Annotated in this window: 25 protein-coding genes and 1 tRNA gene; 7 read left to right on the forward strand and 19 right to left on the reverse strand. The window is 51.4% G+C overall.

The genetic code is table 11. From position 1 onward, the window contains the following. The first annotated feature begins 135 nt into the window (after window positions 1-135). Complete coding sequence (locus B5F17_RS11675) at window positions 136-618, forward strand: COG2426 family protein (RefSeq protein ID WP_016148567.1); 483 nt, start codon at window positions 136-138, stop codon at window positions 616-618. A 69-nt stretch (window positions 619-687) separates the two neighbouring features. On the opposite strand, the gene B5F17_RS11680 is transcribed toward B5F17_RS11675, so the two are convergent. Further along, window positions 688-1,320, reverse strand: coding sequence for a hypothetical protein (locus B5F17_RS11680; RefSeq protein ID WP_087374046.1), 633 nt, complete (start codon window positions 1,318-1,320; stop codon window positions 688-690). 326 nt (window positions 1,321-1,646) lie between these two features. Between B5F17_RS11680 and B5F17_RS11685 the strand changes: the two genes are divergently transcribed. Continuing rightward, window positions 1,647-1,723: transfer RNA gene (locus B5F17_RS11685), tRNA-Ala, on the forward strand. Window positions 1,724-1,768: 45 nt separating this feature from the next. On the opposite strand, the gene B5F17_RS11690 is transcribed toward B5F17_RS11685, so the two are convergent. The 5 genes from B5F17_RS11690 to B5F17_RS11710 all read right to left on the reverse strand — a co-directional run bounded on the left by B5F17_RS11690 (window position 1,769) and on the right by B5F17_RS11710 (window position 6,655). After that, a complete protein-coding gene (locus B5F17_RS11690) occupies window positions 1,769-3,292 on the reverse strand; it encodes a recombinase family protein (RefSeq protein WP_242968758.1) in 1,524 nt (507 codons plus the stop codon). Between the two features lie 193 nt (window positions 3,293-3,485). Continuing rightward, window positions 3,486-3,683: a hypothetical protein gene (locus tag B5F17_RS11695; protein ID WP_087374049.1), complete on the reverse strand. Its 198-nt coding sequence runs from the start codon at window positions 3,681-3,683 to the stop codon at window positions 3,486-3,488. Between the two features lie 14 nt (window positions 3,684-3,697). Continuing rightward, on the reverse strand, window positions 3,698-5,062 hold the full coding sequence (locus B5F17_RS11700; protein ID WP_087374051.1) for a relaxase/mobilization nuclease domain-containing protein: 1,365 nt from the start codon (window positions 5,060-5,062) through the stop codon (window positions 3,698-3,700). A 3-nt stretch (window positions 5,063-5,065) separates the two neighbouring features. Next, complete coding sequence (locus tag B5F17_RS11705) at window positions 5,066-5,377, reverse strand: plasmid mobilization protein (protein WP_087374054.1); 312 nt, start codon at window positions 5,375-5,377, stop codon at window positions 5,066-5,068. Between the two features lie 201 nt (window positions 5,378-5,578). Beyond that, window positions 5,579-6,655, reverse strand: a complete 1,077-nt coding sequence (locus B5F17_RS11710; protein ID WP_087374056.1) for an AAA family ATPase — start codon at window positions 6,653-6,655, stop codon at window positions 5,579-5,581. A 122-nt stretch (window positions 6,656-6,777) separates the two neighbouring features. On the opposite strand from B5F17_RS11710, the gene B5F17_RS11715 reads away from it, so the two are divergent. Next, window positions 6,778-9,807 (forward strand): RNA dependent RNA polymerase, encoded by a 3,030-nt coding sequence (locus tag B5F17_RS11715; RefSeq protein ID WP_242968759.1) that lies wholly within the window; start codon window positions 6,778-6,780, stop codon window positions 9,805-9,807. Beyond that, window positions 9,797-10,669, forward strand: coding sequence for a hypothetical protein (locus B5F17_RS11720; protein WP_087374058.1), 873 nt, complete (start codon window positions 9,797-9,799; stop codon window positions 10,667-10,669). The genes B5F17_RS11715 and B5F17_RS11720 overlap by 11 nt, the downstream gene beginning before the upstream one ends. A gap of 8 nt (window positions 10,670-10,677) precedes the next feature. Here B5F17_RS11720 and B5F17_RS11725 read toward each other — a convergent pair whose 3' ends face one another. From B5F17_RS11725 to B5F17_RS11765, 10 genes are all read right to left on the reverse strand, one after another. After that, complete coding sequence (locus B5F17_RS11725) at window positions 10,678-10,968, reverse strand: DUF6809 family protein (RefSeq protein ID WP_021748640.1); 291 nt, start codon at window positions 10,966-10,968, stop codon at window positions 10,678-10,680. 70 nt (window positions 10,969-11,038) lie between these two features. After that, window positions 11,039-11,764, reverse strand: a complete 726-nt coding sequence (locus B5F17_RS11730) for a M48 family metallopeptidase (RefSeq protein ID WP_087374060.1) — start codon at window positions 11,762-11,764, stop codon at window positions 11,039-11,041. 5 nt (window positions 11,765-11,769) lie between these two features. Further along, window positions 11,770-14,859: a type I restriction endonuclease subunit R gene (locus tag B5F17_RS11735; RefSeq protein ID WP_087374062.1), complete on the reverse strand. Its 3,090-nt coding sequence runs from the start codon at window positions 14,857-14,859 to the stop codon at window positions 11,770-11,772. 79 nt (window positions 14,860-14,938) lie between these two features. Beyond that, on the reverse strand, window positions 14,939-15,112 hold the full coding sequence (locus B5F17_RS14975; RefSeq protein ID WP_164470518.1) for a hypothetical protein: 174 nt from the start codon (window positions 15,110-15,112) through the stop codon (window positions 14,939-14,941). A gap of 16 nt (window positions 15,113-15,128) precedes the next feature. After that, window positions 15,129-15,311 carry a hypothetical protein gene (locus B5F17_RS11740; protein ID WP_087374064.1) on the reverse strand — a complete coding sequence of 61 codons (183 nt, stop codon included), beginning with the start codon at window positions 15,309-15,311 and terminating at the stop codon, window positions 15,129-15,131. Beyond that, entirely contained in the window at window positions 15,308-16,615 is a 1,308-nt protein-coding gene (locus B5F17_RS11745) for a restriction endonuclease subunit S (protein WP_162608171.1), read from the reverse strand. Before B5F17_RS11745 ends, B5F17_RS11740 begins: the two co-directional genes overlap by 4 nt. Next, window positions 16,599-17,183 carry a KwaA family protein gene (locus tag B5F17_RS14885; RefSeq protein WP_087374069.1) on the reverse strand — a complete coding sequence of 195 codons (585 nt, stop codon included), beginning with the start codon at window positions 17,181-17,183 and terminating at the stop codon, window positions 16,599-16,601. Before B5F17_RS14885 ends, B5F17_RS11745 begins: the two co-directional genes overlap by 17 nt. A 2-nt stretch (window positions 17,184-17,185) precedes the next feature. Beyond that, entirely contained in the window at window positions 17,186-18,100 is a 915-nt protein-coding gene (locus B5F17_RS11755; RefSeq protein WP_087374071.1) for a Kiwa anti-phage protein KwaB-like domain-containing protein, read from the reverse strand. 10 nt (window positions 18,101-18,110) lie between these two features. Then, a complete protein-coding gene (locus B5F17_RS11760) occupies window positions 18,111-19,640 on the reverse strand; it encodes a type I restriction-modification system subunit M (RefSeq protein WP_206396733.1) in 1,530 nt (509 codons plus the stop codon). Window positions 19,641-19,642: 2 nt separating this feature from the next. Next, a complete protein-coding gene (locus B5F17_RS11765) occupies window positions 19,643-20,227 on the reverse strand; it encodes a restriction endonuclease subunit S (protein WP_087374074.1) in 585 nt (194 codons plus the stop codon). Window positions 20,228-20,788: 561 nt separating this feature from the next. Between B5F17_RS11765 and B5F17_RS11770 the strand changes: the two genes are divergently transcribed. Next, on the forward strand, window positions 20,789-21,187 hold the full coding sequence (locus tag B5F17_RS11770; RefSeq protein ID WP_164470521.1) for a (deoxy)nucleoside triphosphate pyrophosphohydrolase: 399 nt from the start codon (window positions 20,789-20,791) through the stop codon (window positions 21,185-21,187). A 49-nt stretch (window positions 21,188-21,236) separates the two neighbouring features. Here the strand turns inward: B5F17_RS11770 and B5F17_RS11775 are convergent, their stop codons facing one another. Further along, window positions 21,237-22,106, reverse strand: a complete 870-nt coding sequence (locus tag B5F17_RS11775; protein ID WP_162608172.1) for a CPBP family intramembrane glutamic endopeptidase — start codon at window positions 22,104-22,106, stop codon at window positions 21,237-21,239. Between the two features lie 288 nt (window positions 22,107-22,394). Between B5F17_RS11775 and B5F17_RS11780 the strand changes: the two genes are divergently transcribed. Further along, on the forward strand, window positions 22,395-23,183 hold the full coding sequence (locus B5F17_RS11780) for a hypothetical protein (RefSeq protein ID WP_087374081.1): 789 nt from the start codon (window positions 22,395-22,397) through the stop codon (window positions 23,181-23,183). Window positions 23,184-23,247: 64 nt separating this feature from the next. Here the strand turns inward: B5F17_RS11780 and B5F17_RS11785 are convergent, their stop codons facing one another. Together B5F17_RS11785 and B5F17_RS11790 are read right to left on the reverse strand one after the other, a co-directional pair. Continuing rightward, a complete protein-coding gene (locus B5F17_RS11785; RefSeq protein WP_087374112.1) occupies window positions 23,248-23,751 on the reverse strand; it encodes a DUF6933 domain-containing protein in 504 nt (167 codons plus the stop codon). A 47-nt stretch (window positions 23,752-23,798) separates the two neighbouring features. Then, the gene (locus B5F17_RS11790) at window positions 23,799-24,437 is read right to left on the reverse strand and encodes a Vat family streptogramin A O-acetyltransferase (RefSeq protein ID WP_087374083.1); all 639 of its coding nucleotides are present in this window, start codon (window positions 24,435-24,437) and stop codon (window positions 23,799-23,801) included. A gap of 129 nt (window positions 24,438-24,566) precedes the next feature. Between B5F17_RS11790 and B5F17_RS11795 the strand changes: the two genes are divergently transcribed. Next, entirely contained in the window at window positions 24,567-25,325 is a 759-nt protein-coding gene (locus B5F17_RS11795; protein WP_087374085.1) for a MerR family transcriptional regulator, read from the forward strand. Window positions 25,326-25,346 lie beyond the last annotated feature (21 nt).

Here is a 25,346-nt window from a genome sequence, read left to right on the forward strand (position 1 = left end):
TTACAGAGAGCAAAGTCAACCGGGGAACAAATGATAGAATTCAGAGAGTTTTTACAAAATTGCGTTGCATTTCATCCGGCGTTCTGATACCATCTAAAATAGATAATATGTTTGGATAAAGAGAGGGTTTGAAGTTTGGAAAGTTTATTCACATGGCTGGGCGCGGCGGGAAAAGAGACCGCCCTGTTCCTTGTGTCCATGCTGCCGCTCATCGAGCTGCGCGGTGCGGTGCCGATCGGCATTGCCGCCGGTATGCCTTGGACCGAGGTGCTGCCCATCTGTATTCTGGGCAACCTGCTGCCCATCCCGTTTTTGCTGCTCTTTGCTGAGCGTCTGCTCGATTGGCTGGCCAGACAGCCGCTATTTAAAAAACCGGCAACCTGGTACACCAATAAGCTCAACAGCAAGAAGGGACAGATTACAAAGTACGCAAAATGGGGTCTGTTCCTGTTTGTCGCTATCCCGCTGCCGGGCACCGGTGCCTGGTCGGGCGCAGCCATCGCAGCGCTGCTCAAAATGCCGCCCATTCGTGCGTTTTTCTCCATCGCTGCCGGTGTTGTCGCGGCTGGTCTGATTATGGCGGTTGCATCTTCGGGTGTATTTTCGCTCTTCACCTGACACGCGGCAAAATCTCAAACTGCATGAAAAAAGCGCCGTCTCGCAGACGGCGCAATTTTTTTGACCGGTTTATACTTTTCGCAGCACGAGCCGCAGACCATGCCGCCAGAGCATGGGCGTAATGCGTCCCATGAGGAACTCAGCGGTTACATCGCCGTCGGTCACGATCTCCAGCATCGGACGGCCGGACAGGTAATCCATTCGCAGGCGGCCCAGACCGTGGGACAGATACCACAGACAGCCGCCGTAGGGCATTGCTGCGAGCTTTTCCATCAGGAAGCGCTGCGGAACGTAGCAGATGACATGGAAGGCACTGTCGGGGTCAAAGAGCATGGCGGCGAGCAGATCGAGCGGGAGCTGCGAGCCGGGATGGAGCAGGAACGAGGGGCTGGCGCTGTCGCGCACGACCTGACCGAAGGCCTCGGCACAGTCGGCAAGCACGGGCGCGTCGGGATGATCGGGGCGGACACAGTGGAAGTGAATCAGTATGGGCAGATGGTTGGTCATCATGTGCAGCACGTCCAGAATCATCGGCACAGCATCGCGCTGAGCTTCGGGTGCAAAGAACTGCTCGTAAAGATAGGGGCGCAGCGTGAACATGTGCGCATTTTTGTGTGACTGATCCGCCAGCAGAACCCAGCAGGTACGAAAACGCTCGCGCTGCTTGTCGGTCAAATTTTCATCGATACAGTCGTTGTGCATATACGTCCCTCCTGAATTGGACACAATCGGTTTGGTACACTTATTATATGGTTCACGGCGTGGAAAAGCAAGGCAGAGGCGGACAAAATAGGCAGATTTTTTTGTGCCGCACAGGTCGGGAAAAATGGGATGCGTTCCCCTTGACAATTGAGTATGGGAGAGTATAATTAAAAATTGTTAGGAGCCTTTTTCTGGCAAAACCGATTAGAAATTTTGTATATTATGGGCCTGTAGCTCAGTTGGGAGAGCAAAGGGTTCGGTTTTCTGCCACATCTATAATTTCATATTGCTTTATTCTTCTGTTCCCCTTTTGGAACTGTTGATTTGGGCCCGTAGCTCAGTCTGGGAGAGCGTACGGTTCGCATCCGTAAGGTCGAGGGTTCGATCCCCTTCGGGTCCACCACACTCGGGAGATCTCGTTTTGAGATCTCCCGAGTTTTTTATACTTTCAGGATGCACGATAGTACACACTCTTGTCCCCTTCGGGATACAGGAAGTCGAAGAACTGTGTGACGCTGATTTTAAATTCCACTTCGATTTCAAAATTCTTTCCGATATTCACCCGCTCAATGAGCTGCCGCAGGATCATCTTCTTTCCCTCGATACTACTCCCCGCATATAGGTCGGCCCAGGACATAATCTCGTCATACTCCTTTTGGACGGCAACGGCAGAGCTCTTCAAATCAGCCGCTTTTTCCTTGGCCTGTTCCAATTCCTGGGCCAGCGCCGCCAGTTTGCTTCGGGTGTCCTCTATCATCTCGCCGAGGATATCCGCTCCAAAACTGCCAGTCCCATTGATGGTTTTGATGATCTCTTTCTTGTAGCTCTCCAGCTCCCGTTCTGCGGCGGCATGGAGTTTCTCCAGATTCGCCACTGAACTGTTTGCCAGTTGGAGTTCTTTCTCCCGCTGCTTTTGAATGAGCTGGCTCCTGGGTGCAGTCTTCACCCGCTCAAAGAGTTGAATGACGATCTTATCAATAATGCCGTCCAGTTTCTCGCCGGAATAGCCTGTCTGTCCGTCACAGTCCTGAGGATGGCGGATCTTGTAGTGGCAGGCGTATCGGATACGGGTTTCCCGTTTGGGCTCACCCTTGGCGCGTCTGCCGCTGCTTGTGGTCAGCACCAGCTTAGAACCGCAGTGGGCACAGTAGACCATCCCTGAGAGCAGCGCCTTCCCCTTGGAGTTAAAAGGCACCTCATTGTGGTGCATTGTCCTGGCTTCCATCAACTCCTGTGCCCGCTCATACAGATCCAGAGGAACGATTTGCAGCTCCGGAAAGATTTCTGAGCGTGTTTCCCCACTGCGCAGGATTCCCACATACATGATGTTCTTCAGCATTTTGATGATGGTGGTATTGGCGAAGTTGGTCCCCTTTCGGTTGAGATAGCCGTTGTTATATAGCCACCGGGACAACCGCTGTGCGCCGAATCCCTCATAGACATATTTTTCAAAGATGATGCGCACCACCGCAGCTTCATCCGGGTCAATCAGAATTTCGTTGACTTCGTGATTCTTTTTATTGAAGCGCCCCTGCTTTTCCAGGCGGTATCCATAAGGAACGATCCCGCCGCGGAACCTCCCCTCCTGCACGATTTGCGAAAGGCGTGTCTTTGTTCGGGCAGAGGTTTTGAGGCTCTCGCCGGAGGCCTGCCAGTAACGGATGTAGTTCAGCAGTTTGTCTATATGATCGTCCATCTTCTGCTGCCCTTCCATTGCGCTCCACACTTCGATTCCGTTGCGGATGAACCACTCCACCACGAAGGGCGTCTCATCGTCCCGCCGCCCCAGGCGATCGAACATGAACACCAGCAGGATGTCAAACTTCCGTTCCTCGGCATCCTGGCGGATCTCCTGAATGGCGTCGCGGTCAGCGGCAGCCACCTTGAAACCGGAGACGCCCTTTTCCGCAAACTCTTTGATGATCGTCCATCCCTGGCTTTCCGCAAATTCACGGCAGTATTGTTTCTGCATAGGGATATCATCTTTTTCTACCTGTCCTTTGGTAGAGACTCGATAGAGGCAATATACTCTTTTGTTTTTTTCCATGATTGCACCTTGTCCTTTCTGGTGTAGGACTGCGGTGCATATGGTTTGCTGTTCATTCAGTTGTCAAGGTTCATATGCACACACAGTATCCCACACTACTGGTAAAAAGTCTACTGAATCAAGCGGGCTTGTTCAGATTTTCAAAGTCCTGCGCTATCAACAGCGTCTGCTCAATTGCAGACACTGTGCCAGGTTGTGTAACGGCGTTTTTGAAGCGGAGGGCAACAATCAGTCCGTCCACTTCCATCGTGATATATTCTGTCGGCTCAGAGTATCGGGGATGCTCCCGATCATACATCGCCTGCTGATAACTCATGTGATCATCCTCCTTTACATGGTCTGCTGCCAAGTTGGTTCTTCTTCGTGATCGTCCTCCTTGTGACCGAGGGCGATTTTCTTTTGCCGCTCTTTCCGAAGAGCTTTGCTGTCGGTTTGGTGGTGCGTAGTGGTAGCGTCCATCACAGGAGCAGGCCCCTGGCCGCGCTCCAGAGCGTGTCCAAGCTGGACCACACCACCCACAGCACCAGCCCAGTCAGCGCCAGGGCTGCCAGTCCCAACAGCAGACTGGTCCATGGAATGTCCGGCAGACTCGGTCTGGGCAGTCTGATGCCGGGCAGAGAAAAACGCTTCTCGTTCCGCTTCCCAGCCTGTTCGTTCATCTGCTCCAGATGCTTCACCGCTTTCAGCAGCTCCTCCATCTGCGTCCGGGTCGGGAGCTGCACCAGCAGTTCGCTGCTCTTCTTCAGATAGCCAGTCTGTCTCTCGGTGTGGTCCCCCAGTGTGTAGAGGCTGCTCAGCAGTTCCTCCCACTCCGCTTTCGTGGGATGCACTTCGAGGAGCGTTGTCGGCTCCTGCGCCGGAGGCTGCGTAGTCTGTACCATCTGCGCGGGACGGTTTTTTTCCAACAGCTCGTCCATAGATAATTTCTTCTCTGATCCTGAATTCATATTCCATATTCTCCTTCAGATATTTGTCCCCGAACAGCAGGCGGTCACGGCACTGCCAGCCGCTGGGTGTGGTGTAAGTGATGTTCCGCCGGGAGGTTTCCCAGCGTACCTTGTAGCCCTCGCTCTCCATCAGCGCAATAAACTCCGCACGATTAGAGGCGTGGCGCATACAGTCGTTGATGATATTCATGAGCTGCAGTTTTTTGCTCTGGCCACGGGCGGCCGTATGATACTCGCCAACCGTCATAGTTTTCGTTTTCTGCTTCCTATCCTTGGGCTGGAACACAGGGAGAGAAAACTCCATACATACCTGATCGTTGCGCTGCCGCAGTTCCTGGAGCTGCTCCTTTGCGATGTGCAGCTTCTTTCCTGTATCGAAGTTAACGGAGTTGATGAGGAAGTGGGAATGGATGTGTTCCCGGTCTGTGTGGGTGCAGACCAGAACTTCATACCCCTCATAGTACTCAGCCAGCTTCAGTGCCGCCGCATGAGCGGCGACCGGATCGACCGCTTCGCCTTTTGGAAAGCTCTGCACCATGTGGTAGAACAGCACACCGTCGGTTTTGTGATGCAGCCGCTTGGTGGTCATGAAGTCCGCGTAGACAGATTCCGGCTGGCAGTTGATGCCTGTGACCAACTGTTTACCGTCACACTCGGTTTTCTTGTTCTGCATGGTGTACCGCATCACGGCTCCCATGCATCCGGTGGTCTGTCCTCGCTTGTAGTTAGTGAAGCTGATAATCGCCATTTTTTACCACCGCTTTCGTTCCAGAATCAACCGGACAGTGGCGCAGAGTTCAGAGAATGCCTGGCGTACGCTGTCCAGATTGACTACCGTGACGCGTCCCATATGTGCCAGGGTGACGAGTTGATTCAGATTTCTGCCAATTGACTTCAGCTCCTTGAGCACTTCTTTCAGTCCATCGACGACCACAACCTGCTTTCCCAGACAGCAGGCCGTCACATAATCGCTCATGGACATCCCGGAGCGTTTCGCTAATTCCTTGATGTCCTCCCGGTCTTTGGATGCCATCCGGGTACTGAACTTGATATCTTTTTTCATGTCGTTTCCTCCAAATCACAGATAAAGTGGGTCCGGGCTTCTGCCCGGAAATTATGCGGAAGGCGGGCGGCGGCTTTGCCGGTGACCAGACAAACGCGATGCTGGCCACCTCCAAGGAGGTGATTCTCCCGCGCCGAACACCCGCGCTCCTCCTTCGGCCACAAGCGGCCCAACACGGCGTTTCTTTTGCTTTGCGGGAGTTTACTCGCCGCACCTGGAAACCGCCCGCAAATCACCGCACAGCGCCTCGACAGGGTCGATAGGGACGATTTCTCCGGCACCCTCCAAATCGACACTATCGGCACGGCGCAGCTCAATCACTCGCTTTCCGTTGCTTCGGCGGATCACTGCAGCAATTCCGTTCTTCCTTAGGGCCTCAACGCTTTGCAGGATCATCCTTGAAATCTTTTTGGGCGTTACCCCTTCAGACTTATCAGGGTCGATCTTTTCGGAGAGTTCCGTGGGAGTGCCGATAAATATTGTTCTTGTGCTCATAAATGCAGAGAGGAGAATGACGATCCGATCCTCACGCAGCACGGGTTCTTCTCTGCTGTCCGAAACCAACTCCCACACATTTTCCTCGCTGCGTCGAAGCTCCAGCTCCCGGTATTCGATGTCCCGGCCCACGCAGGTCAGTCTGGCTCTGCCGCTGCCCCGCTTTTCTTCCACCAGTGTGAAGCTGGAATCCACTGCGCCGCTGATGGCAGTGGTCCCGGAGATCCGGTGGAACACATCTTCCGCCTTTTCTTTCCGCAGATGATGGATGAGCAGGATGGCAATGCCGTGCTTGTCCGCCAGCCGCTTAAGCACAGACAGATCCCGGTAGTCATTGGCGTAGGTGGCGTCGTGGATCGGACGGACCATCTGCAGGGTGTCAATGATGACCAGCACTGTGTCGGGATGTGCGGCGATAAATGCGTCCACCTGTTCCTCCAACCCTTGGCCGATGAGGGCGCACTCCGTGCAGAAGTGGACGCTGTCTGGTGCATCCTCCGTGATTTCAAAGAGTCGATTCTGGATGCGGAGGACGGAATCCTCCAGACAGAGATAGAGGGTGGTGCCCTGCTTGGTGGTCATGTTCCAGACCGGTTCTCCCTTGGCAACTGTCACCGCCAGCCATAGAGCAAGCCAGGACTTGCCCACCTTTGGTGAGCCAGCCAGGATGTGCAGGCCCTGTGCAAGCAGGGTGTCCACCACAAAATTGGGCGGCTCCAGTGGACGATCCATCAGGGTCCTGCCGTCCACTGTGATGAGGGGATGGTTCATTTTGTTGTTCATGTTTGGTACCTCCATTTCAAGAATTTGAATACAAAAAGCTCCCACCTCAAAAGAAGTGGGAGTAGTATTCATTTTGATTTTGAAATGGTTTATGGTAGAATGGAGCAAACGGAGGTGAGCCAATGGCGACCTATCAGATCTACGAACTCTCTGCCCGGGCAGTGATGAGCTATGCCGCAGAGAAAGACGGCGTTTACACCTTTGCTCTGAACCGCAGTGCCACCGAGCACTGCAAGGTACCGGGTGCCAATCACGAGCAGGACAGCTGCGCCATGTTCCACCAGCTGATGTACCAACTCCACGGGAAAGGCTGGCGAGAGCGTAGCGATGAGAAAGTCACAGCTCTTTCCGATGTGCTGTTCTATATGGACTTCGCCGGGATCTTTGACCGGCGTGGAACCGGAAGGACGCAGCAGGCCCGCCGGGAGAAGGCCAGGGACATGTTCCGTCCCGAAGGGATTACCCTGGACTTCGGCTGCGGCCCACACCGCTATGTGGCCTTTGAGCGCTCCGCCAGCATGAGCCGTCAGTCCCGTCTCTCCTTCATCCGAGCAGATCTGTATGAGCCCATGCGCCAGCGGATCATGCTGAACATGAAACTGAACCGATGCCAGCTCAGCAAACTCTACGCCTACAACGGTCTCATGTTTTCCAGCGGAACCCGGGTGGACGGCATCCGCATTGACAAAAAACATCGGGTCATAGTCATAGACAATCCATCCAAGAGAGTGGAGCGAGCCCCTGTCATCACCCTGCGGGAAGGAGATGAGCCGGGAACCTTTTACCGGGCAGATACACTGGAAGATCTGGACATCACCTGCTTTGACGGCGTAGGTCTCATCTCCAAGGAGTACGCCCAGGTGGTGGACAAGGCCTGCTGCGGTAGCCACACCCACACCTCCTTCCAGATCCGTATGCCCTACATCAAGGGGATGCTCCATCAGGTGGATTTCAAGGACTTTTTGAAGCGCAGCGGCACCCAGAGCATTGTGGATATTTGGGGCAAGGCGCACCCTGTCCGCAGTGTGGACATCATCCTCACCCGCAGTCAGTTCAAGGCCTACGGCTGGCTGCGGGAGAACGGTATGACCTGGGAAGACTACTGGCACACCTTCCGGGACTACAACCACGCCCTGTACATTACCAATCTGAGCAAGATAGAGCCGGAGAAGCTGGTGGAGCTCAACTACCAATTTCTCTCCACCCTCTCCATCCAGCCGGAGGAGTTCCGTCCTGCTGACCTGCCGGAAGGCTGGGACCACAGTCCGCAGGATGATTCTCGCCAGTGGCTGACCAAGGCCACTGAGACAACCTATTTCAACTTTCGAGCCAACGAACGCTACCGTCTGGCGTATTTCCATCAGGGACTAAGCCAACCCAGAGGGAGCCGGGCGAACATCATGGCCCGGGTACTGGAGAAGAATCCGAAGTTTATCTGTGAGCCTATCTACGCGGAGCAGTTGGACGGACAGGCCAGGAAAATTCTCAAGGGCTACGCCGTTGGGCGGTTGCTGGTGCCGGGGGATAACCGTTTTCTCTCCGGTGACCTGCTGGAACTGCTGCGGCAGTTAATTGCGCCCCGTGTGTTCCAGCTGCCAGGTGAACGGGACTTCTGCAATCAGGTGATGGGAGATTTCTTTGCGGAGGACAGCTTCTTTGCTCCTGGCGCAGCCTATGACCACGAGGACAGCTGCACCCTTCTCCGCAACCCTCACATCGCCCGGAACGAAGAATTGCAGCTGTCGGTATATCCAGAGGGTGATGAACTGCGTCAACACTATTTTGGTCATCTCACAGATGTGGTTATGGTGTCCGCTGACAGTCTGGCGGCGGAGCGGTTGGGCGGCGCCGACTACGACGGCGACCTGATCAAAACCATTGCCGATCCTATTCTGAACCGATGTGTGAAACGGAACTATGACTACGATGTCCATCAGCAGCTCTCCAACAACGCCAACCTGCCCCTGCTGAAAATTCCATCCTTGTCCGCGCCCAAGTCCGACGCCAACGACTGGCAGGCTCGTTTTCAGACGGTAGAGAACACCTTTGCTGCACGCATCGGACAGATCTGCAACGCTGCCCTGGATCGCAGCGTCATCGCCTACAACGACCACGCCGACCCGGAGGAGCGCAAGCGGTGCCGCCGGGACTTGGAGGCTCTGGCCATCTACAGCGGGCTGGAGATCGACGCGGCCAAGACCGGTGTGCGTCCTAACCTGGATGAATTTCTGGGCGGACGGAAGGTAAAGCGCACTCCTTTCCTCCAGTACAAATATCTGGCCGAGCGTGCGGAGGAGCGCCGCCGCACCTGGTATGAGCCCACCCACCGGGAGCGTCTGGATGCCTTCTTTGCCGGGATCGACTGGGACACGGTGGACTCCCCGGTGGAGCGATTGCCCTGGCTGGCCCGCCAGCTGGAACGCAACACGCCCAAGATCCAGAAGAAACCGGCAAAGGACGGCGAGTTATTTACTTTCGCCCAAGAGCGAAACTGGAAAAAACAGTTGGATGAGAACATTCTTTCTTCTGTTTCTGCCTTGCTGCGGGACTACGAGCACTGCCTCTCCCGCATCCGGGCCTGCCGTGCCCCTGCCAAGGGGCAGCAGCGAAAAACGGACGTTGACCGCATTCTCTACGCCAGAGGACAGGAGGAAGTCTGCGACAGCGATGAGCTATATGCCTTCTTCCAGCAGTTCTCCCCGAAGCGTATTGCCGCTCTGCGAAAGGCGATTGTGGAACAGCAGTGGCACCTGATGACAGAAGCACAGCGAGAAATATTTCTGCGGGAGTGGCTGCCGGAGGCGGCGGACTACTACGATCTTCTGACCGACTTCCGCCACGGCGGGTTCCGTCTGCTGGGAGATCTGGTCTGTGACGTCGACGATCTGGAGGCAGCACGGGAACGGAAGCAGCTCCGCCGCCCGGCGGACTCCCCGGCCTTTCAGAAGATGATGGAGGCCTATCTGTCTGCTTCCTTCAGCGGCAACGAGTGGGCCGTGGTGTCCAGGGTTTGCCGCAAGCTGCTGAATAAGATCGTCCGTCCCAGCCTGGCGGCGCCCTATATGGTAGCCCTGGGTAAGCGGAACCTGCTGTGGGATCTGCTGCCGGACCACATTGAGGAACATGTTCTGGAGGTGGACCATGCTGAATGAATGGAAAGAATTTCAGGACTACACCTGTGTGGTAAACTACACTGCCCGGAACAAGCAGGACACCACCTATCTGGGCCGGTTCACATTCGACACCATCCTTGATTTCGAGGGGCTCAACCGGGTGCTGACCATCCTGGCAAGAGGATTTCTGTTTCATAATGAGGACGGCAGTTTGGCGGAATTGCCCCGGGAGCGTATCGACTATGCCAAGCGGGGCCTGTGCGCCTGGTGCAGTGTGCCGGACAGCAAAAAAGCCACGCCCCGGGAGGCGTGGCAGTTTGGCAGTGATTTTGGGGAACTTCATTCGGAATTCCCCAGCCTTGTGGATGAAAACGGCAGCGGATGGTTTCATAGGCATGTGCATCGGGTGGCAACCTTTGTGCAGGAAAAACCGGAGAGGGTGTCCAGCAGCGCCCAGAAGAAGTGTGCCGCCATTGAAAAAGGCTTTGACCAGGCCTGGCAGGACAAGGTGATCCAGATGCAGATTCCCCTGTTCGCCCCCACCACCAAAGGGCAGTGGGGCCTGCGGTTTGACAGTTTTCTGGCCCAGGCTCTGGAACTGGGGCCGCTCCGGACGGAGGAACCGATACTTCCACCCGCATTGGTAGAGCAACTTCACAGCCGCACGCCTAAGGGCGTTCCCGTGGAGATGGTGGAGACGCTGGCAGCCTACTACCTTGCCAATAAGCCGGAGGATTCCGACTGGGTGGTGCTGCCGGTGGCCAATTTTGATGCATACTTCGGCACCACCAGCTTTGGGCGGAAGTATCTGAAACAAATCCCGGAGACCATTTTAGAGCGATCTGAAACAGGCTTTGGACTGTGCCGGTATCGGCTGGGTGGCACCATTGTCATTAAGTAGGGATAGCATCAGGCATCCATCTCCGCTTCTTCCACTGGAGATGGATGCCTGTTCATTTCAAAATGATTCAGTTCGTTTGCCATTTCCCACGCCAGACGGAATCCGCAGATAAAGCTATCCACGGAGCGTTGCTCTATCATCAGGTTCTGGGCGTCGATGATCCGCAGCACCAACTTCCGCTCAGGTTTATCCAATCGCTCAATGAGCTGCCGGTGGCAGTTTTCCACTTCCTGTTCGGATTCCACCATGGGCAGAGGTGTATAAAATCTATCGTACAACAATCTCAGCGTTTTGTTCATGTGCCTCGCCTCCTTGTAGCAAGACACAATAGCACAGGTTAAGGAAAATAGCCAGCTCTTTGCGGATATTTTACAACCAGAAAGTTGCGCTTTTATCCAGGGTCTCTTTCCTCTGTTTCCAGTCCGGCATCAGCATCGTTAGGAACGCATAGAACTGCTTTGAATGATTGGGGTGAACGAAATGGCAAAACTCGTGCATCACAACATATTCGATACAGTTGCGTGGGGCTTCTAATAGCCTCTTATTCAGCGTAACAATTCCCTTTTTGGCCAGACAAGATCCCCACCTGGTCTCCATATTCCGAATCCGTAATTGTGGCATCGGTACCCCATATTTTTGAAATACGGGGTAGGTCTCCAAAATAATTTCACCGAAAATGGATCGACACTGCTCATCCAGGTAACGGGTCACCATCTTTTGCTTTTTTGCAAAGTCTTCCGTGTCTTTCACACAAAGATGAAGATATATCCCATCAGAGGAAATTGCGTCCCGCAGACTGTTTTCCACTTTCAGGCGGACTCCTCTGCCCAGCAGATAGAAAGTCTCTCCACTGACATACTGCTTGGGTTGAGGGGCATACTGCGCCATCTCACGAAACTTTCTTTGTGCTGAGCGAATATAGGCTCCTTTGCTTACCACAAAATCATCGACTTTTTCAGCCGGGACATCTGGATTAGCTGAAACATAAACCATACAATCCTTATGAACCCGCAGATTGAGATTTTTTACCTGCTTCTGCTCCAGCAGGTAGTGGATCTCGTTGTTTCCATATACAACGGTTCTTTCCTGCGCCATTGCTGTCAAAACCTCCGAAGTGCTACTGTTTTGACATTTTCGATGATCTTATCAATGGTGTCAAAAGACAGTTTTAATCCCCGTTCTTTCTCATAGTCATAAAAAAGGTCATCAATATCCTGCGAGATTCGGTCGTGGATTGTTTTGTTGTTGGTCCAATCCACTTGACTGTGGTTGGCCACAATTTTTGTAATCTCTTCCGCAATCTCCGCAGCAAAATCAGGAGAAACTTCCGCTTCTTTTGCTTCGTCGAATACCGCTGACAGAACACCGTAAAACGCCTGGGCGTGGACATTATTCTTAATGGATTCCGGATAGGTCACGGTGCTTTTTCCGGCGTGATAGTCTTCCATGATGGTACGCATCTTTGCCAGATATTCGGCCTCAGAGATCACCTTTTCCTTGTACTGCTCCAATGCGTCCTTGATCCGCTTGGAGAAACTGTCGTAATAGGCGGGATTCTCCTGATATTTTTCGCTGATGCTGCGGGTCAACTTGCTGGTAATAGCGTCCGCCTTTGCTCGAAGAGATCCCAATTCCTCCAATTCCCGCTCAAAGTCATCCTTGTTCAGAATATCGATGGGGCTGGTAATCTGTTTCAGACCGGCTACCGAGAGGTGTGTATCAAGAAGATTTTGCATCAGCGGCTCATATTCCCGGTTATCAATGGCATCGCAGTAACGGATTTTCACGCTACGGCGTACCTTGGAGAAAAAGATAAAAGTGTTTTGATACTGCTTCAATTCATCCTTCGGAATGGCTGCATACGCCTGTTCCGCATTCAGCACCATATTCAACGCTTTGCCAAAGGCACAGAGGAGATTATAAAAGTTCTCTCGCTTCTTATCGTCAGCAAGAAACACTTCCACTTCTTCAGTGTCGCGTGGATTTTTCAAGTCTGTAAACAGTTCCGTCAGCCGGGTATAGGCTTCCCGCAGGCCAGCCACAGACGACATGACATCCACCACGACGCCCTTCAGGTCTCCACTGTCAAAGTTCTCCAGCCCGGCGCCACTGTACAGATCCATAGCGGTATCCAACTTCTCAATCAGTCCACGGTAGTCCACAATGAGGCCATAGTCCTTGCCTTCATACAGACGATTGGTGCGGGCAATAGCCTGGAGCAGACCGTGTTCTTTCAACTCTTTGTCAATGTAGAGCACCTGGCAGATGGGGGCATCAAAACCGGTAAGCAGCTTACTGCACACAATAAGAATATCGATGTCCCCTGCGCAGAACTGGTTCTTCATTGCCTCTTCGTAGGCATCTGCGTCACCGTAGCGGTTCATCATTTTATTCCAGTAGGCAATGACCTTATCGTCGGCACCCTCGTCTATATCGTCTACGCTTTCCCGCAGATCAGGCGGTGAGATCACCACGGCACAGTTCAAATCCCCAAATTGCTCAAAACACTCCAGATACCGAATTGCATCCCGCTTGTAGTTAGTGGCCAGCATAGCCTTAAAGCCGGTATCTTTGTACCCATCAATGAAGTGCTCATTGATGTCCAGAGCGATCCGCTTAATACGGGCATCGGTGGAGGTCAAGCGGCGGATACTGCTCCATTTCCGGGAAAGGTCATCCCGCTGCGCTTCCGTCAGCCGCTTGGTAGTCTGTTTGAACCAGAGGTCGATATTTGCCTCGTCCACATTCTGTTCCACAAAGCGGCCTTCGTAAATGAGTGGCACAATGGCTCCGTCATCCACACCGTCCTTAATGGTATATTTATGGATCAGCTTTCCGAACTTGGCCATGGTGTTCTTCTCTTTTTTCATCAAAGGCGTGCCGGTGAAGCCGATGTAGCAGGCATTGGGGAACACCGCCCTCATTTTGGTGGCCAGCAGGCCATAGTTGGAACGGTGGCTCTCATCCACCAGCAGGAACACATCCCGTGAAAAATTCTTGTGCTCCATTTTCTCAGCGGTGTTGAACTTATTGATGATGGTAGTAACCACATCCGCCTTGCCGCTATTCAGCAGCTCCACCAGATTCCGCCCGCTGGTGGCCCGGGCCGGATTGAGACGGGTATGAGCAAAGGTGGCGGCGATCTGTCGATCCAGTTCCTTACGGTCCGTGACAACGACTACTTTCGGGTTACAGTCGGACAGTTCCATTAAAATATACTTTGCCAGCATAACCATGGTCAGGCTCTTGCCGCTGCCCTGAGTATGCCAAATGACGCCGCTTTGACGGTTGCCCTTTTCGTCCGACTGCTGAATGGTCTTGATAATCTCTTTGATGGCAAAATACTGCTGATACCGGCAAATCTTCTTTACATTGGCATCAAAGAGCACAAAGTACCGGATCAGTTCCATGACCCGTGCTTTGCTGAACAGAGAAATCACATTCCGATCCTGTTCAGTGGAGGTCCGGCCAGTCACATGCTGGGCCAGTGCCTCTTCCAGAAAAGCGGTGTCCTGTTCCTTCCATACATTCCAAAATTTTTTAGGCGTGCCGGTGGTGGCATACTTCACAGCGTTTTTATTGGTCGCCATCACGATCTGAGCAAACTTGTAGAGCTGTGGGATATACTCCTTTTGCTGGTTGCGGATGTTCTGCTCCACAGCCTGTTCTACGCTGATCTGGGGCGTTTTACACTCAATGACAGCGAATGGGATACCGTTGATAAACAGCACGATATCCGGCCGGGCATTGTGAATCTTGTCCCGGCTGTCTACTGCAAACTCTTCGGTAACATGGAACAGGTTGTTCTCCGGATGTTCCCAGTCAATATACTTCAGATTGAAACTGAGGGTTTTACCCTCACCGACAGTCTCTGGATAGCTTTTGCCCAGCAACAGGGCATCATAGATTTTTTCACTGGAGCGGATCAGACCGTCAGTTAAAGGCTCGTCCAGATCTTCCATAGCCCGCTCGATGTTGGCGGCGGAGAACTCGTTTTCCGCGCCGGCGAAGGCATAGCGGTTGAGCCGCCGCAGCTGGCCCCGGAGGATGTCTTTCAGCAGCACATGGTATCGGCTGCCTCTCTGCGCCTCGCAGTCCTCCGGTGATATGTAGGTATAGCCCATGGACCGCAGCAGATCAATGGCCGGCTGCTGGCTGATATTCTTTTCTAAGTACAGGGATTTGTCCATGGTTGCCTCCTTTCGGAAATATCAGTAAAAGCAGGAATAGCGGGGCGGGAAATCCCGCCTCGCTCTCCTGTCTCTGGATTTACTTTTCTTTGCGGACTCCCTTAAACTTTCCACCGGTAGTCTTAACATCCATGAACTGACCGTTTTCGGTGTTCCGTTTTGTATACAGGCCGGTTTTAGGGTTTAAAACTTGGGAACGTCCTTTTACTGCTCCGTTTCTATGTCCGTCACCGCTGGGGGGATTGGTTGCCATGCGTGTTCACCTCCTTTCACTGCCATCTACACATAGCAAAATAGGCAAGCGTTGCTTCACAAATCTCCTCAGGAGATTTGCCGTGGTCAATGATTTCTTTCAGGTCAGACTTCATTTTTTCCGTGTAATTCTGCCCGTTATCCACAACCTTCTTTAGCAGTTCTTTGAAGGCGTGTTCCTGCAATTCTTTTTCCGTCATGTTTTCACCCTCACAATGCCCGTCAGCAAGAGCTGCATCAGAGCTTTTTTCTTTTGTTTTTCTTGTTCGATGTCCCGCTGGAGCAGGTCAATTTCATGGTCAGTAGTGGAAAAAACTTTAACAATAGCGGTTTGTTCCTCAATAGGCGGCACCAATATATGTGTCTTCACAATATTACCTTTAGATATTGACATTACTTTTACTCCAGCTATATATGGAACAAGCTGCTTGTGATAGGTTTCAGAATTCATATAATAGCCTAACCACCCTGGCGCAAAACAACCTTTTATAGGTTTACACAACATAGTATGCAGTCCAGCTGCAACCTTTTTCCCATGCGTTTCCTGTACCTCAACTACTTTACCAGCAGTCAAATCTTCAGCCGTATCAGCAATAACAACATCTCCATCATCAACAAAGGTGGTAATTTTTGCACCGATATCCGAAAGCAATGACGGTATTTCTTGTTCAGACAGTTTGAGAACTTCTCCATATCTTACAAGTATATCACCATAATGTATATTTTTTACCCCTGTACTATCTTCGCACATACATTCTCTTGAAAATGTGTTTGTGGCACCAAATGTAAAAACCTGATTAAACCCTTTTATCTCCCATTGTCCACTAAACCCCGGAAGGCGCTTTTTCCCGGTCAATAACTGCTGCATGAGATACTTTTTTTGTCGCTGCTTTTCGACCAGTCTCTTCTCTTTCAGTTCAATCACCTTATCCTGGGTGGTAAGGATAGCGGCAATTTTTCGTTGTTCTTCAATGGGCGGCAGTATGATTTTGCTTTTTAAAAAGCGATCTTGCCCCAGAGTTTTGTTTCGCCCTGCTCCTCCAGGAGAGGCTGCCTCCAGAATATCAGTTCCTCGCTTTGTCAAAAAATAAGAAATCAGGTAATCGACATCAACTCTATCGTTTACAGGACGGTACATCGGAAAACGGTGGGAACCAATCATTCCTACTTCAGATTGTGTGGTCTTTCCAATTGCCTGTTCCCATGCGAAAACAATATTTACTATAAAGCAGTCCGGCTCAATCCAAAAAACAGACTTATTTCCCAGTACTGCGCCTGTAACTGGTTCTTTATAGAAAAGGCCTTTTCCGTGGGAACGGATACCGATTTGCGTATACAATTCGTTAGGCTTAATCTCCACCGGTCTCTCCACACGGCTAAGGCAATCTCCAAGCATATGCACATCCCAATCAGCAGGGAGAATCCCTGCTTTTGTTTTTTTATATCCCTCTGGAACATTTCCGTGCCGGATTTGCTCTATTCGCTGTTTAGTCTCTGTCTTCATGTTTCCTCCTAAAAAAGGTAAACTCAAACTCTGAAACATCAATATCTATGATGTTCCCTTCTGAAAGTTTTACCGGAGAGATAATAAGTTTTGATATAGTAGTTTGATGTGTCTCGTACTCGACTTCATAGATATAGCTCTGAAAAATGTTAACTGTAGGATTCATAAAGAACAGATCGTTTTTGATATAAACAATACCCAATACAAGAAGTAAAAGTGATAAAACCGTCAAATCGATTGGATCTGTTAGCGAAAATTCAATTAGGGCTAAAATAAACAGCGAATAGTATGCAAGATAGTATTCCGCAGACCGATTTTTTACTGTTTTAAGCGTTATAGTATACACGCTGGTCCTTTGATTACGTTTCAGCAAACAATATAATATTAGTCCGATAAGAAAAATTACTATAATTTCCCCAATCAAATATGGATTTAGATAAATACTTTTCCAGGAATACTTCCATGGTTTTTCCAGCACATTTCGGATTCCCAATAGTATCTCTTTGATCCACATAATCAAAAACATCGGTAAAAATGCAGAGAGATACATCACCAACTTCCGGAGCATAACTATACCCCCTTGGTATGAACCAAACTATCAGAAAACAAATCTCGTGCATATGTTAGCCGAAGAATATCTATAATCAAATCCCTTACGGACGGAGTAAACTTAATGCAATCATTCTCATCATAAGCAAGGTCTTTAAACTCATCATACTGAGAAAGAGTGTGCTTTACTGTTGCAGGCTCTAAAGCAGAAAAATCTCCAACTGCTTTCTCTAATGCACGTGCAAGTTTCGTGGTCGCACCCTTTTTACCGACAACATCCTCATAAAACGACTTTGGATTATCTAAGAATTTCCAATTTTCAATTTCAGCTTTCTTAGCGGCAACGGTACGCTTTGATTTTTCATAATAACTAAATACTTTTTCAAAAGCTGTCTCCTGAAGGACAAAGACATCTTCAGCAACAATTGCAGTATCGATACAACCATTAAGTACAAAAATCTCTTCATCCTTCTGTTTAATGGTGTTTGCTACAAAGCCGAACTTTACACTACGTTTATACCATGATTCAACTTTACGATACTGCGCAATTAAATAAGTTTTCTCAACATGATCATCTTTTACTCTCTCATAGGCTAATACAATGGCAGCATAATTGTCAGTAAAATTCTCTTTATTTAAAATAATTCCATTCTGATCAGCGGTAGATAAAGCAACTATCATGTTGTTCCAATACGGCAGGTCAGCCAGTGGTATTTTTTTAATTGTTCCTTTTTCACTATGCACACTATCGTATTCTGCAATCTTTCTTTCACCACAAAAGTGCTCATAATTCGTAGCATAGGTCTCCTTGATTTTTTGATCCAGTGCATTAGGAAACACAACGGCTTCATATTGGCCTTTATACCCCTTCTTTTTAAGCAAATATACACGCACATTAGAGTTATCATCAACGATAATATCTTTAATACGCTCCATGTTATCCTCCTTATAGCCCCAACTCTTTCAGATACTTCTTTATCTGTGCTTGAACCTGGGCCAGTTCTGCCTCAATATTAGCAATGTTCCGCTGTACCTCTTCAATATCCACCAGTTCTTCTTCCTCAAAGGTATCCACATACCGGGGGATATTCAAGTTGAAGTCGTTCTCCTTAATCTCGTCGAAGGAGGCCACATAGCTATACTTATCCTCGTTCTGTCGTGCTTGATAGGCATTGACAATGCGGGTGATGTCGCTGTCCCGCAGAATGTTCTGGTTCTTACCCTTTTCGAAGTTCCCGTCCCCAGAGGCGTCGATGAACAGCACATCACGGCATGTCCGGTTCTTCTTGAATATCAGGATACAGGCAGGGATACCGGTGCCGTAAAACAGGTTGGCAGGGAGGCCAATGACTGCATCCAGCAGATTCATCTCCACCAACTGACGGCGAATTTTTCCCTCGCTGGCCCCACGGAACAGAACACCATGGGGCAGCACCACTGCCATGCGGCCGTTTTCCGCATCCAGGCTGGAGAGCATGTGCAGCACAAAGGCGTAGTCGCCTTTGGAAGTAGGAGGCACACCCCAATCGAAACGGTGGTATTGATCCAGTTCAGCGGACATTTTCTTCTTTCCCTTGCTGTCCGCTTCGGCCTCTGAGAGGAATCCACTGTCCCACTTATCCAGACTGAACGGCGGATTTGCCACCACAACCTGGAACTTCATTAAATTATCATCCTCAACATTCTGAGGATTGGAGAGAGTATCGCCCTGCCAGATCCTGGCGTCATCCACACCGTGCAGGAACATATTCATAGTGCAGAGAGCCCAGGTCTGAGCGTTGAGCTCCTGGCCATAGATAGCCACCTTGCCACTGGGTACTTTTTTATAGGCTTTCAGCAACAAACCGCCGCTGCCGCAGGTGGGGTCGTAGATTCGGTCATTCTCTTTGGGCTGAACCAGAGAAGCCACCAACTCAGAGACCTGGCTTGGCGTGAAGAACTCGCCTCCCTTCTTTCCGGCATCAGAGGCGAACATAGCAATCATGTACTCGTAGGCATCTCCGATGATATCGGCGGAACCCAGCTGACTGGGACGCAGATCCAGACCGTTGAAATCCTCCAGCAAGTTGCGCAGGGTAGCGTTCTTCTCTTTGGGTTCACCGAAGTCTACCTGGGAGTTGAAGTCGATGGCCCGGAATACATTGCGCAACTTTCCGCTGTTATGTTCCTCAATATGGTTCAATGCCACATTGATTTTCTGGCCGATTTCAGCATCGTTCCGGTTGGCATAGAGATAGTCGAAGGTGGACTGCTCGTCCATTGCAAAGCGTTCCCGGCTCATGGCCCGTTCCACCCGGCGCATATCCCCGTCATACTGTTTGATATACCCTTCGCGCCTCTCTTTGGAAACATCGCTGAGGTACTTTACGAACAGCATAGAGAGGATATAGTCTTTATAGCGGGAACTGTCGATCTTGCCGCGGAAACTATCACAGGCGTTCCACAGGACCTGTTCAATATCTTTTCTGGTTGTCATCTTCATTTCCCTTTCTTTGCTCTTTTGTACGCCTGATTCAGTACACCAGCATAATACTTTTCTTTTTCATCTGCCAACATCCTAAGTAATTGGCGTTCTTTTTTTGCCAGCAGATTGAACTGGGAGATTTTACGCTGATCCTCCACGGAAAGAAGGGCCAATTCAAAGTCAGCTAAAAATCTTGCGTTAACTGCGCCAAGCATATTACTGGTTGCATTCTCATAAATTTTTCGTTTTATCTTTTCTGTATTCAGCAACCAAAAAAGATACTCCGGCAACAGGCTCTTATCTTCAACTCGAATCACTACAAAGTTTGAGGAAACCACCATTCCAGATGTAGTTTCATCAATCAGAACTGCTGTATAGGGAGCTGTAAGGCGGACAATGATATCTCCGCTTTGCGAGAGGTATTCTTCTTTCAGCGGTTCTTTTGCTTCATAAATATCGGCCTCTTTTAATTGAATTGTCCCTTCCTGCTGGATACACCGCAGATTAATCAAGGGATATCGATACTCACTTGGCTCTTTGGCCTGTTTTCTCGACAAGACCAGGCCGCTGCGAACACTCGCAAGGTCCTGCAATTTCATCCTTTCACCTCTTTTGTCACGGCTAATAAATAACAATAACTTTCTAAAAAAATTTTACCCTGATGAATTATTCCCATTATACACCAGGCCGCCTTTCCTTGTCAAGAACAAATTTGTCATGGCAAAAAAATAACTTTTGGTCTTCTACGCATATAAGCTTGCTGTCCACTCCCTCCTTATTGAAAAACTGGGGGTAGTGTTTCTTGCATCTGCTCCTCGTCCAGCATTTTTATCAAACCATACACCGCAGTCCGTGGGCAGAAAACTTACCACCTTGCGAGAGCGTTCGGTTCGCATCCGAGAGGTCAAGGGTTCGAATCCCTCCAGGTCCACCAAAAATCGACAAGTTTCGCAAGGAGCTTGTCGTTTTTTTTTTGCTTATTCGCGATGTTCGATTCGCTTTTCCGTGAAAACGGAGAAGTCGATTTTTGGAAGTAAGAAGTAATAGGGAATCGGTAATAAGTGAAGGGATGATTTTTACTTCTTCACTCTTCTCTATTTCCTTTTCCCTAAAAAGGCCGTATAATTGAGAAAAAGAACGACTAACGGAGGAAAAATATGGTGACCGAAGTAGTAGCTGCCCTGATTTGGCGGGGCAAAGAGTTTATGATCTGTCAGCGACCGGCGCATAAAGCGCGGGGGCTTTTGTGGGAGTTTGTCGGCGGAAAGGTAGAGCCGGGAGAGGCCGGGGAACAAGCGCTGGTGCGTGAGTGCCGGGAAGAGCTTGGGGTTACGGTGTCGGTCGGCAAGCCGTTTATGGAAGTCACGCACACTTACCCGGACATTACCGTCCACTTGGTCCTTTTTCACGCCTCCATCGTGGAGGGTGAGCCGCAGATGCTCGAGCACAATGACATTCGCTGGATCACTGCGGATGAAATCGGACAGTATGCCTTCTGCCCGGCAGACGAGGAGATTTTAGAACGGTTGAGACAGACTTACGCCGATCAAAATGTATGACAGGACAACAAAACCGCCTGAAAAGGCGGTTTTTGTGATATAGATGCTGTTACACGTGGGTAAAGCTCAGCACAATCAGCATCACCGTGTCAAACAGCAGGACCAGCCAGAGCGCAGGATGGGACAGAATGGCACGCGGCTGGTTGGGGAAGGACACAGACTGCGGAAGCCGGAACGACTTACGACGGATGACGACGATAGAGCCGATCAGCACAAAAACGCCGGCGATGAAGAAGAGCAGAAGCGTGGCCCAAGCGCCCAGTTCGCCGCCCTTTTCGAGCAGCGGAAGCACGGTTGAAACGGTATTTTTTGCGATGTGCAGACAGATGGACGCGGCGAGCGAGTAGCGCAGGGCGACAAAGCCATAGACCAGACCACCCAGTACAGCGGACAGCCCCTGATAGAAATTGTGGTGCATCAGTGCGAAGCACACCGCCGGCAGCACGATTGCCAGATGCGTGCCATAGGGCAGCAGCTTGCGCAGGATAACACCGCGGTAAATCAGTTCCTCAACGATTGGGGCAACGATGCAGACGTACAGAGTCAGCGACAGGGAAGAGGCTGTATTGATGGTGACCTCACGCAGGCCGATGCCGGCCAGACGCAGCGCGTGTTCTATGGCAGGCGTGCACAGAGAGAGCAGCAGATTGAGAATCAGAATGATGCTGAACAGATAGAGAAAGACGCGCACCGGGGGACGCTGTGTGCCGGTCACCGGATAGAGTCGCCAGACACCGGTACGGCTGCCGTAGCAGAGAATTGGAGAGGCGGCCAGGCAGGAACACAGCATGAACATAATGCCTTGGGGTAGATGGAGCGGGGGCAGGATGAAGGCTTGCAGCACGGCAAACAAGCCGCTGAACAGGAACAGACACAGCCAGACGGCGGTAAATGAGCGGGAGTCAGATTTTTCTTGCATGAGGGACGGCCTCCAGTCGACACGCGGCAGAGCGCACGGTATTTTGTTCATTGTAACATGCGCTGTGAGCGATTGAAAGAACAAAATGAGAATTTCTGCCATTTTTCAGATAAAAATGCAGGAAAAATGTGACGAAAAACCGATGATATAAGACAAAACACGGGAAATATAATTTGCAAAAATTTCATAAAGTGGATAAAAACCTATGATATACTATTTCATATTTACAGGAATATTTTGCAGATAGATCATAAAAATAACCTTTTGAGCGTACAAGGAGGCCACGCCATGTCGTCTGAATTTGTCTTCCGAATCAGCCCGATGGATACCGCAGCCCTGATGCCGCAGGTTAGCTGTGCGCTGGAAGCTTATAATGAGCAGGAGTCCAGACGCAAGTACCCGGGTACTTGGCGTTTGGTCGACCGGCTGCGCCGAGTGCCCAAAGCACCCGCAGAGGTGCGCAGAAAACGCCGCAGACGGCGTACGGTGTTGGGACTGATCGACTGGTTTCTGGGTATGCTGCTGCTCATCCCGGCTGTGACCGATCCCGCCGGGCTGTATGTTCTGCTGATTGCCGGAACGACGGGAGTTGCATGCGGCATAGTTGTGCTGTGGAAGTATCAGCGCATGTTGCTTGGTGTACTGAGCATGCTCAGCGCATTCTTCCTGTGCGTTGTGGGACATGGCAGTCCGCAAGAGTTCGGCAATCTGCTGCCGTTGGGTATTGGTCTGGCCGTGCTCGGTCTGGTATGCCTGTTTACAGGCAGACGCCGTCGTGTGACTGCTTATGATCGCGCAGCACAGAAGCTGCTCACGCGAGAAACCGACCCGCAGACGATGGAGCAGGTGCGATTCACCATTTCCGAGCAGGAGATTATGATGGAGACGCTCGACCAGCCCGACCAGAAGTACACCGTACCGCTCACGCAGCTAACCTATCTCATCGAGACAGAGGACTTGATGCTGCCCATTTATGCGGAGTCGGTGACCGTTCTGCAAAAGCGCGACCTGATTACCGGCACGCTGCCCGAACTGCGCGAATTTCTGGCAGACCGTCTGGTGCAGACCGGTCTGTGAGTGTATTTCCTTAAAACAAAAGCAAAACCGCCTGCAAGGGCGGTTTTTGTCTGTAAAATGGCATTCAGTCACCCGAAAGGGAACATGCAATGCGCGACGCAGCCGTGCCCAGTCCATCGAAGCCAACGCAGCGGCTTGGACGGGCGTTGACGGCGGCATCGAGCAGGGGCTGCACCTGCGTAGCGGTGTCCACGGCCATGTCGAGCGCGAGCACGTCATCCCATGCACGGTTGAGGAAGGCGACTTCCCGACGACCATGCGTGCGGGTCAGGGAAAGCGCACCTGCGCGGGACAGATAGCCGTCGATGACCGGCTGGGTGAACCCGGCAGCGGTCAGACTGTCGCGCAGTCCGGTTTCAAAGAGCGCGGGCAAATCGCGCCACGCGAGCGGGGACACGTCGAAGCACACAAAGGTGTACCGGCTGTGACAGTGGACGGCGAGCAGACTTTTGCATCCGCGCAGGTCGATGACGTGCGCGTCCCAGCAGTACCGGCGGTCGGGTTGGGTACCGTAGTCGGTTTTTTGTTTGAGAAAACGCTGTAAGGGGAAGGTCAGACCGAGTTCCATGGGGATACCTCGCATAAAAAGATAATGACGAACGTTGTCTGCGTCCATTACGGGACGATCTTGCGGATCTGGGTCAGATCACCGCTGCACAGGGCTTCTAAGTTGCGGAAGATCTTGTCCGCATCCCAGTCCCACCACCGCAGCGCGAGCAGGTAGTCGGTCAGTTCCGGGTCAAAGCGGGGACGAATCACACGGCAGGGATTTCCGGCTGCAATCGTGTAGGGCGGGATATCGCTGGCAACGACCGCATTTGTACCGATGATCGCACCGTCACCGATGTGCACACCGGGCATGACTGTGACATTCTGTCCAATCCACACGTCGTTGCCCACTACGGTATCGCCCTTGAAGGGCAGCTCGTCCAGCGTCGGCGTGCATTTCTCCCATCCGTGTGCGAAGATGTTAAAGGGATAGGTTGTGACCGAGGCCATGCGGTGATTGGCTCCGTTCATCACAAATTCTACGCCCTTGCCGATGGCACAGAACTTGCCGATGATGAGTTTGTCACCGATAAATTCATAGTGATGGGTCACGTGGGACTCAAAATCCACGCCTCCGGTCGCGGCATCGTCATAGTAAGTGTACGCACCAATCTCAATGTTGGGGCGAGTGATGACGTTTTTGATATAGCAAAGACTGGGAATGGATTCGTTCGGGTGAATGGCGTCGGGGTTTGGTCCAAACATAAGATGGCCTCCTCTCATCGTTGTGCTGCCATCAGTATACCAGATTTTGAAATCTTCCGAAAGAAATATATTTTTCTCTTGACTTTGACGTTCCGTCAACTGTTACACTGTCGGTAAGGAGGGATGAACATGGAATATTCCATTCAGCAGCTGTCGCGCCTGTCCGGGGTGACCACCCGCACCCTGCGCTGGTACGACGAGATTGGTCTGCTCAAGCCCAGCCGGGTGGCGGAGAGCGGTTACCGCTATTACAGCGGGGCAGAGGTCGACCGATTGCAGGACATTCTCTATTACCGTGCGCTTGGGGTGGAGCTGGCACAGATCAAAGAATGCCTGGACAATCCTTCCTTTGACCGTTTAGCTGCTCTGCGCAGTCACCTGACCGCTTTGGAGACCGAGCAGAAACGGCTGCAAGCACTGATTCGATCGGTGAAAGACACCATCAGAGCACAGGAAAGGAATGAGATCATGAGCGACGCACAGAAGTTTGAAGCATTCAAGGAGAGAGTCGTAGCGCATAACGAACAGACCTACGGGGCGGAAATTCGTGCCAAATATGGAGATGAGCAGGTGGACGCGGCACACGCTGCGGTCATGGGCTTGACGCAGGCGCAGTATGAGGAATGGAGCAATCTGGGGCAGGAGATCCAGAACCGACTGGAAGATGCCGTGCAGGCTGGATTGTCCCCGCAGAGCGAGCAAGGACGGGCGATTACCGACTTGCACCGCCGCTGGCTGACCATCACTGGCAACCGGTACGACCCGGCCAAGCACCGTGGAATCGCAGAGCTTTATGTAGCAGACGAGCGATTCATCGCCTACTATGACCGTCAGGTTCCGGGCTGTGCCCGCTTCCTGCGCGATGCGGTTCAGCACTGGGCAAAGTAAAAAAGCAGGCCGTCTGTGCAT

Origin of the sequence: Butyricicoccus pullicaecorum (assembly GCF_002160355.1) — a bacterium.
Classification (GTDB): Bacteria; Bacillota; Clostridia; order Oscillospirales; family Butyricicoccaceae; genus Butyricicoccus; species Butyricicoccus pullicaecorum.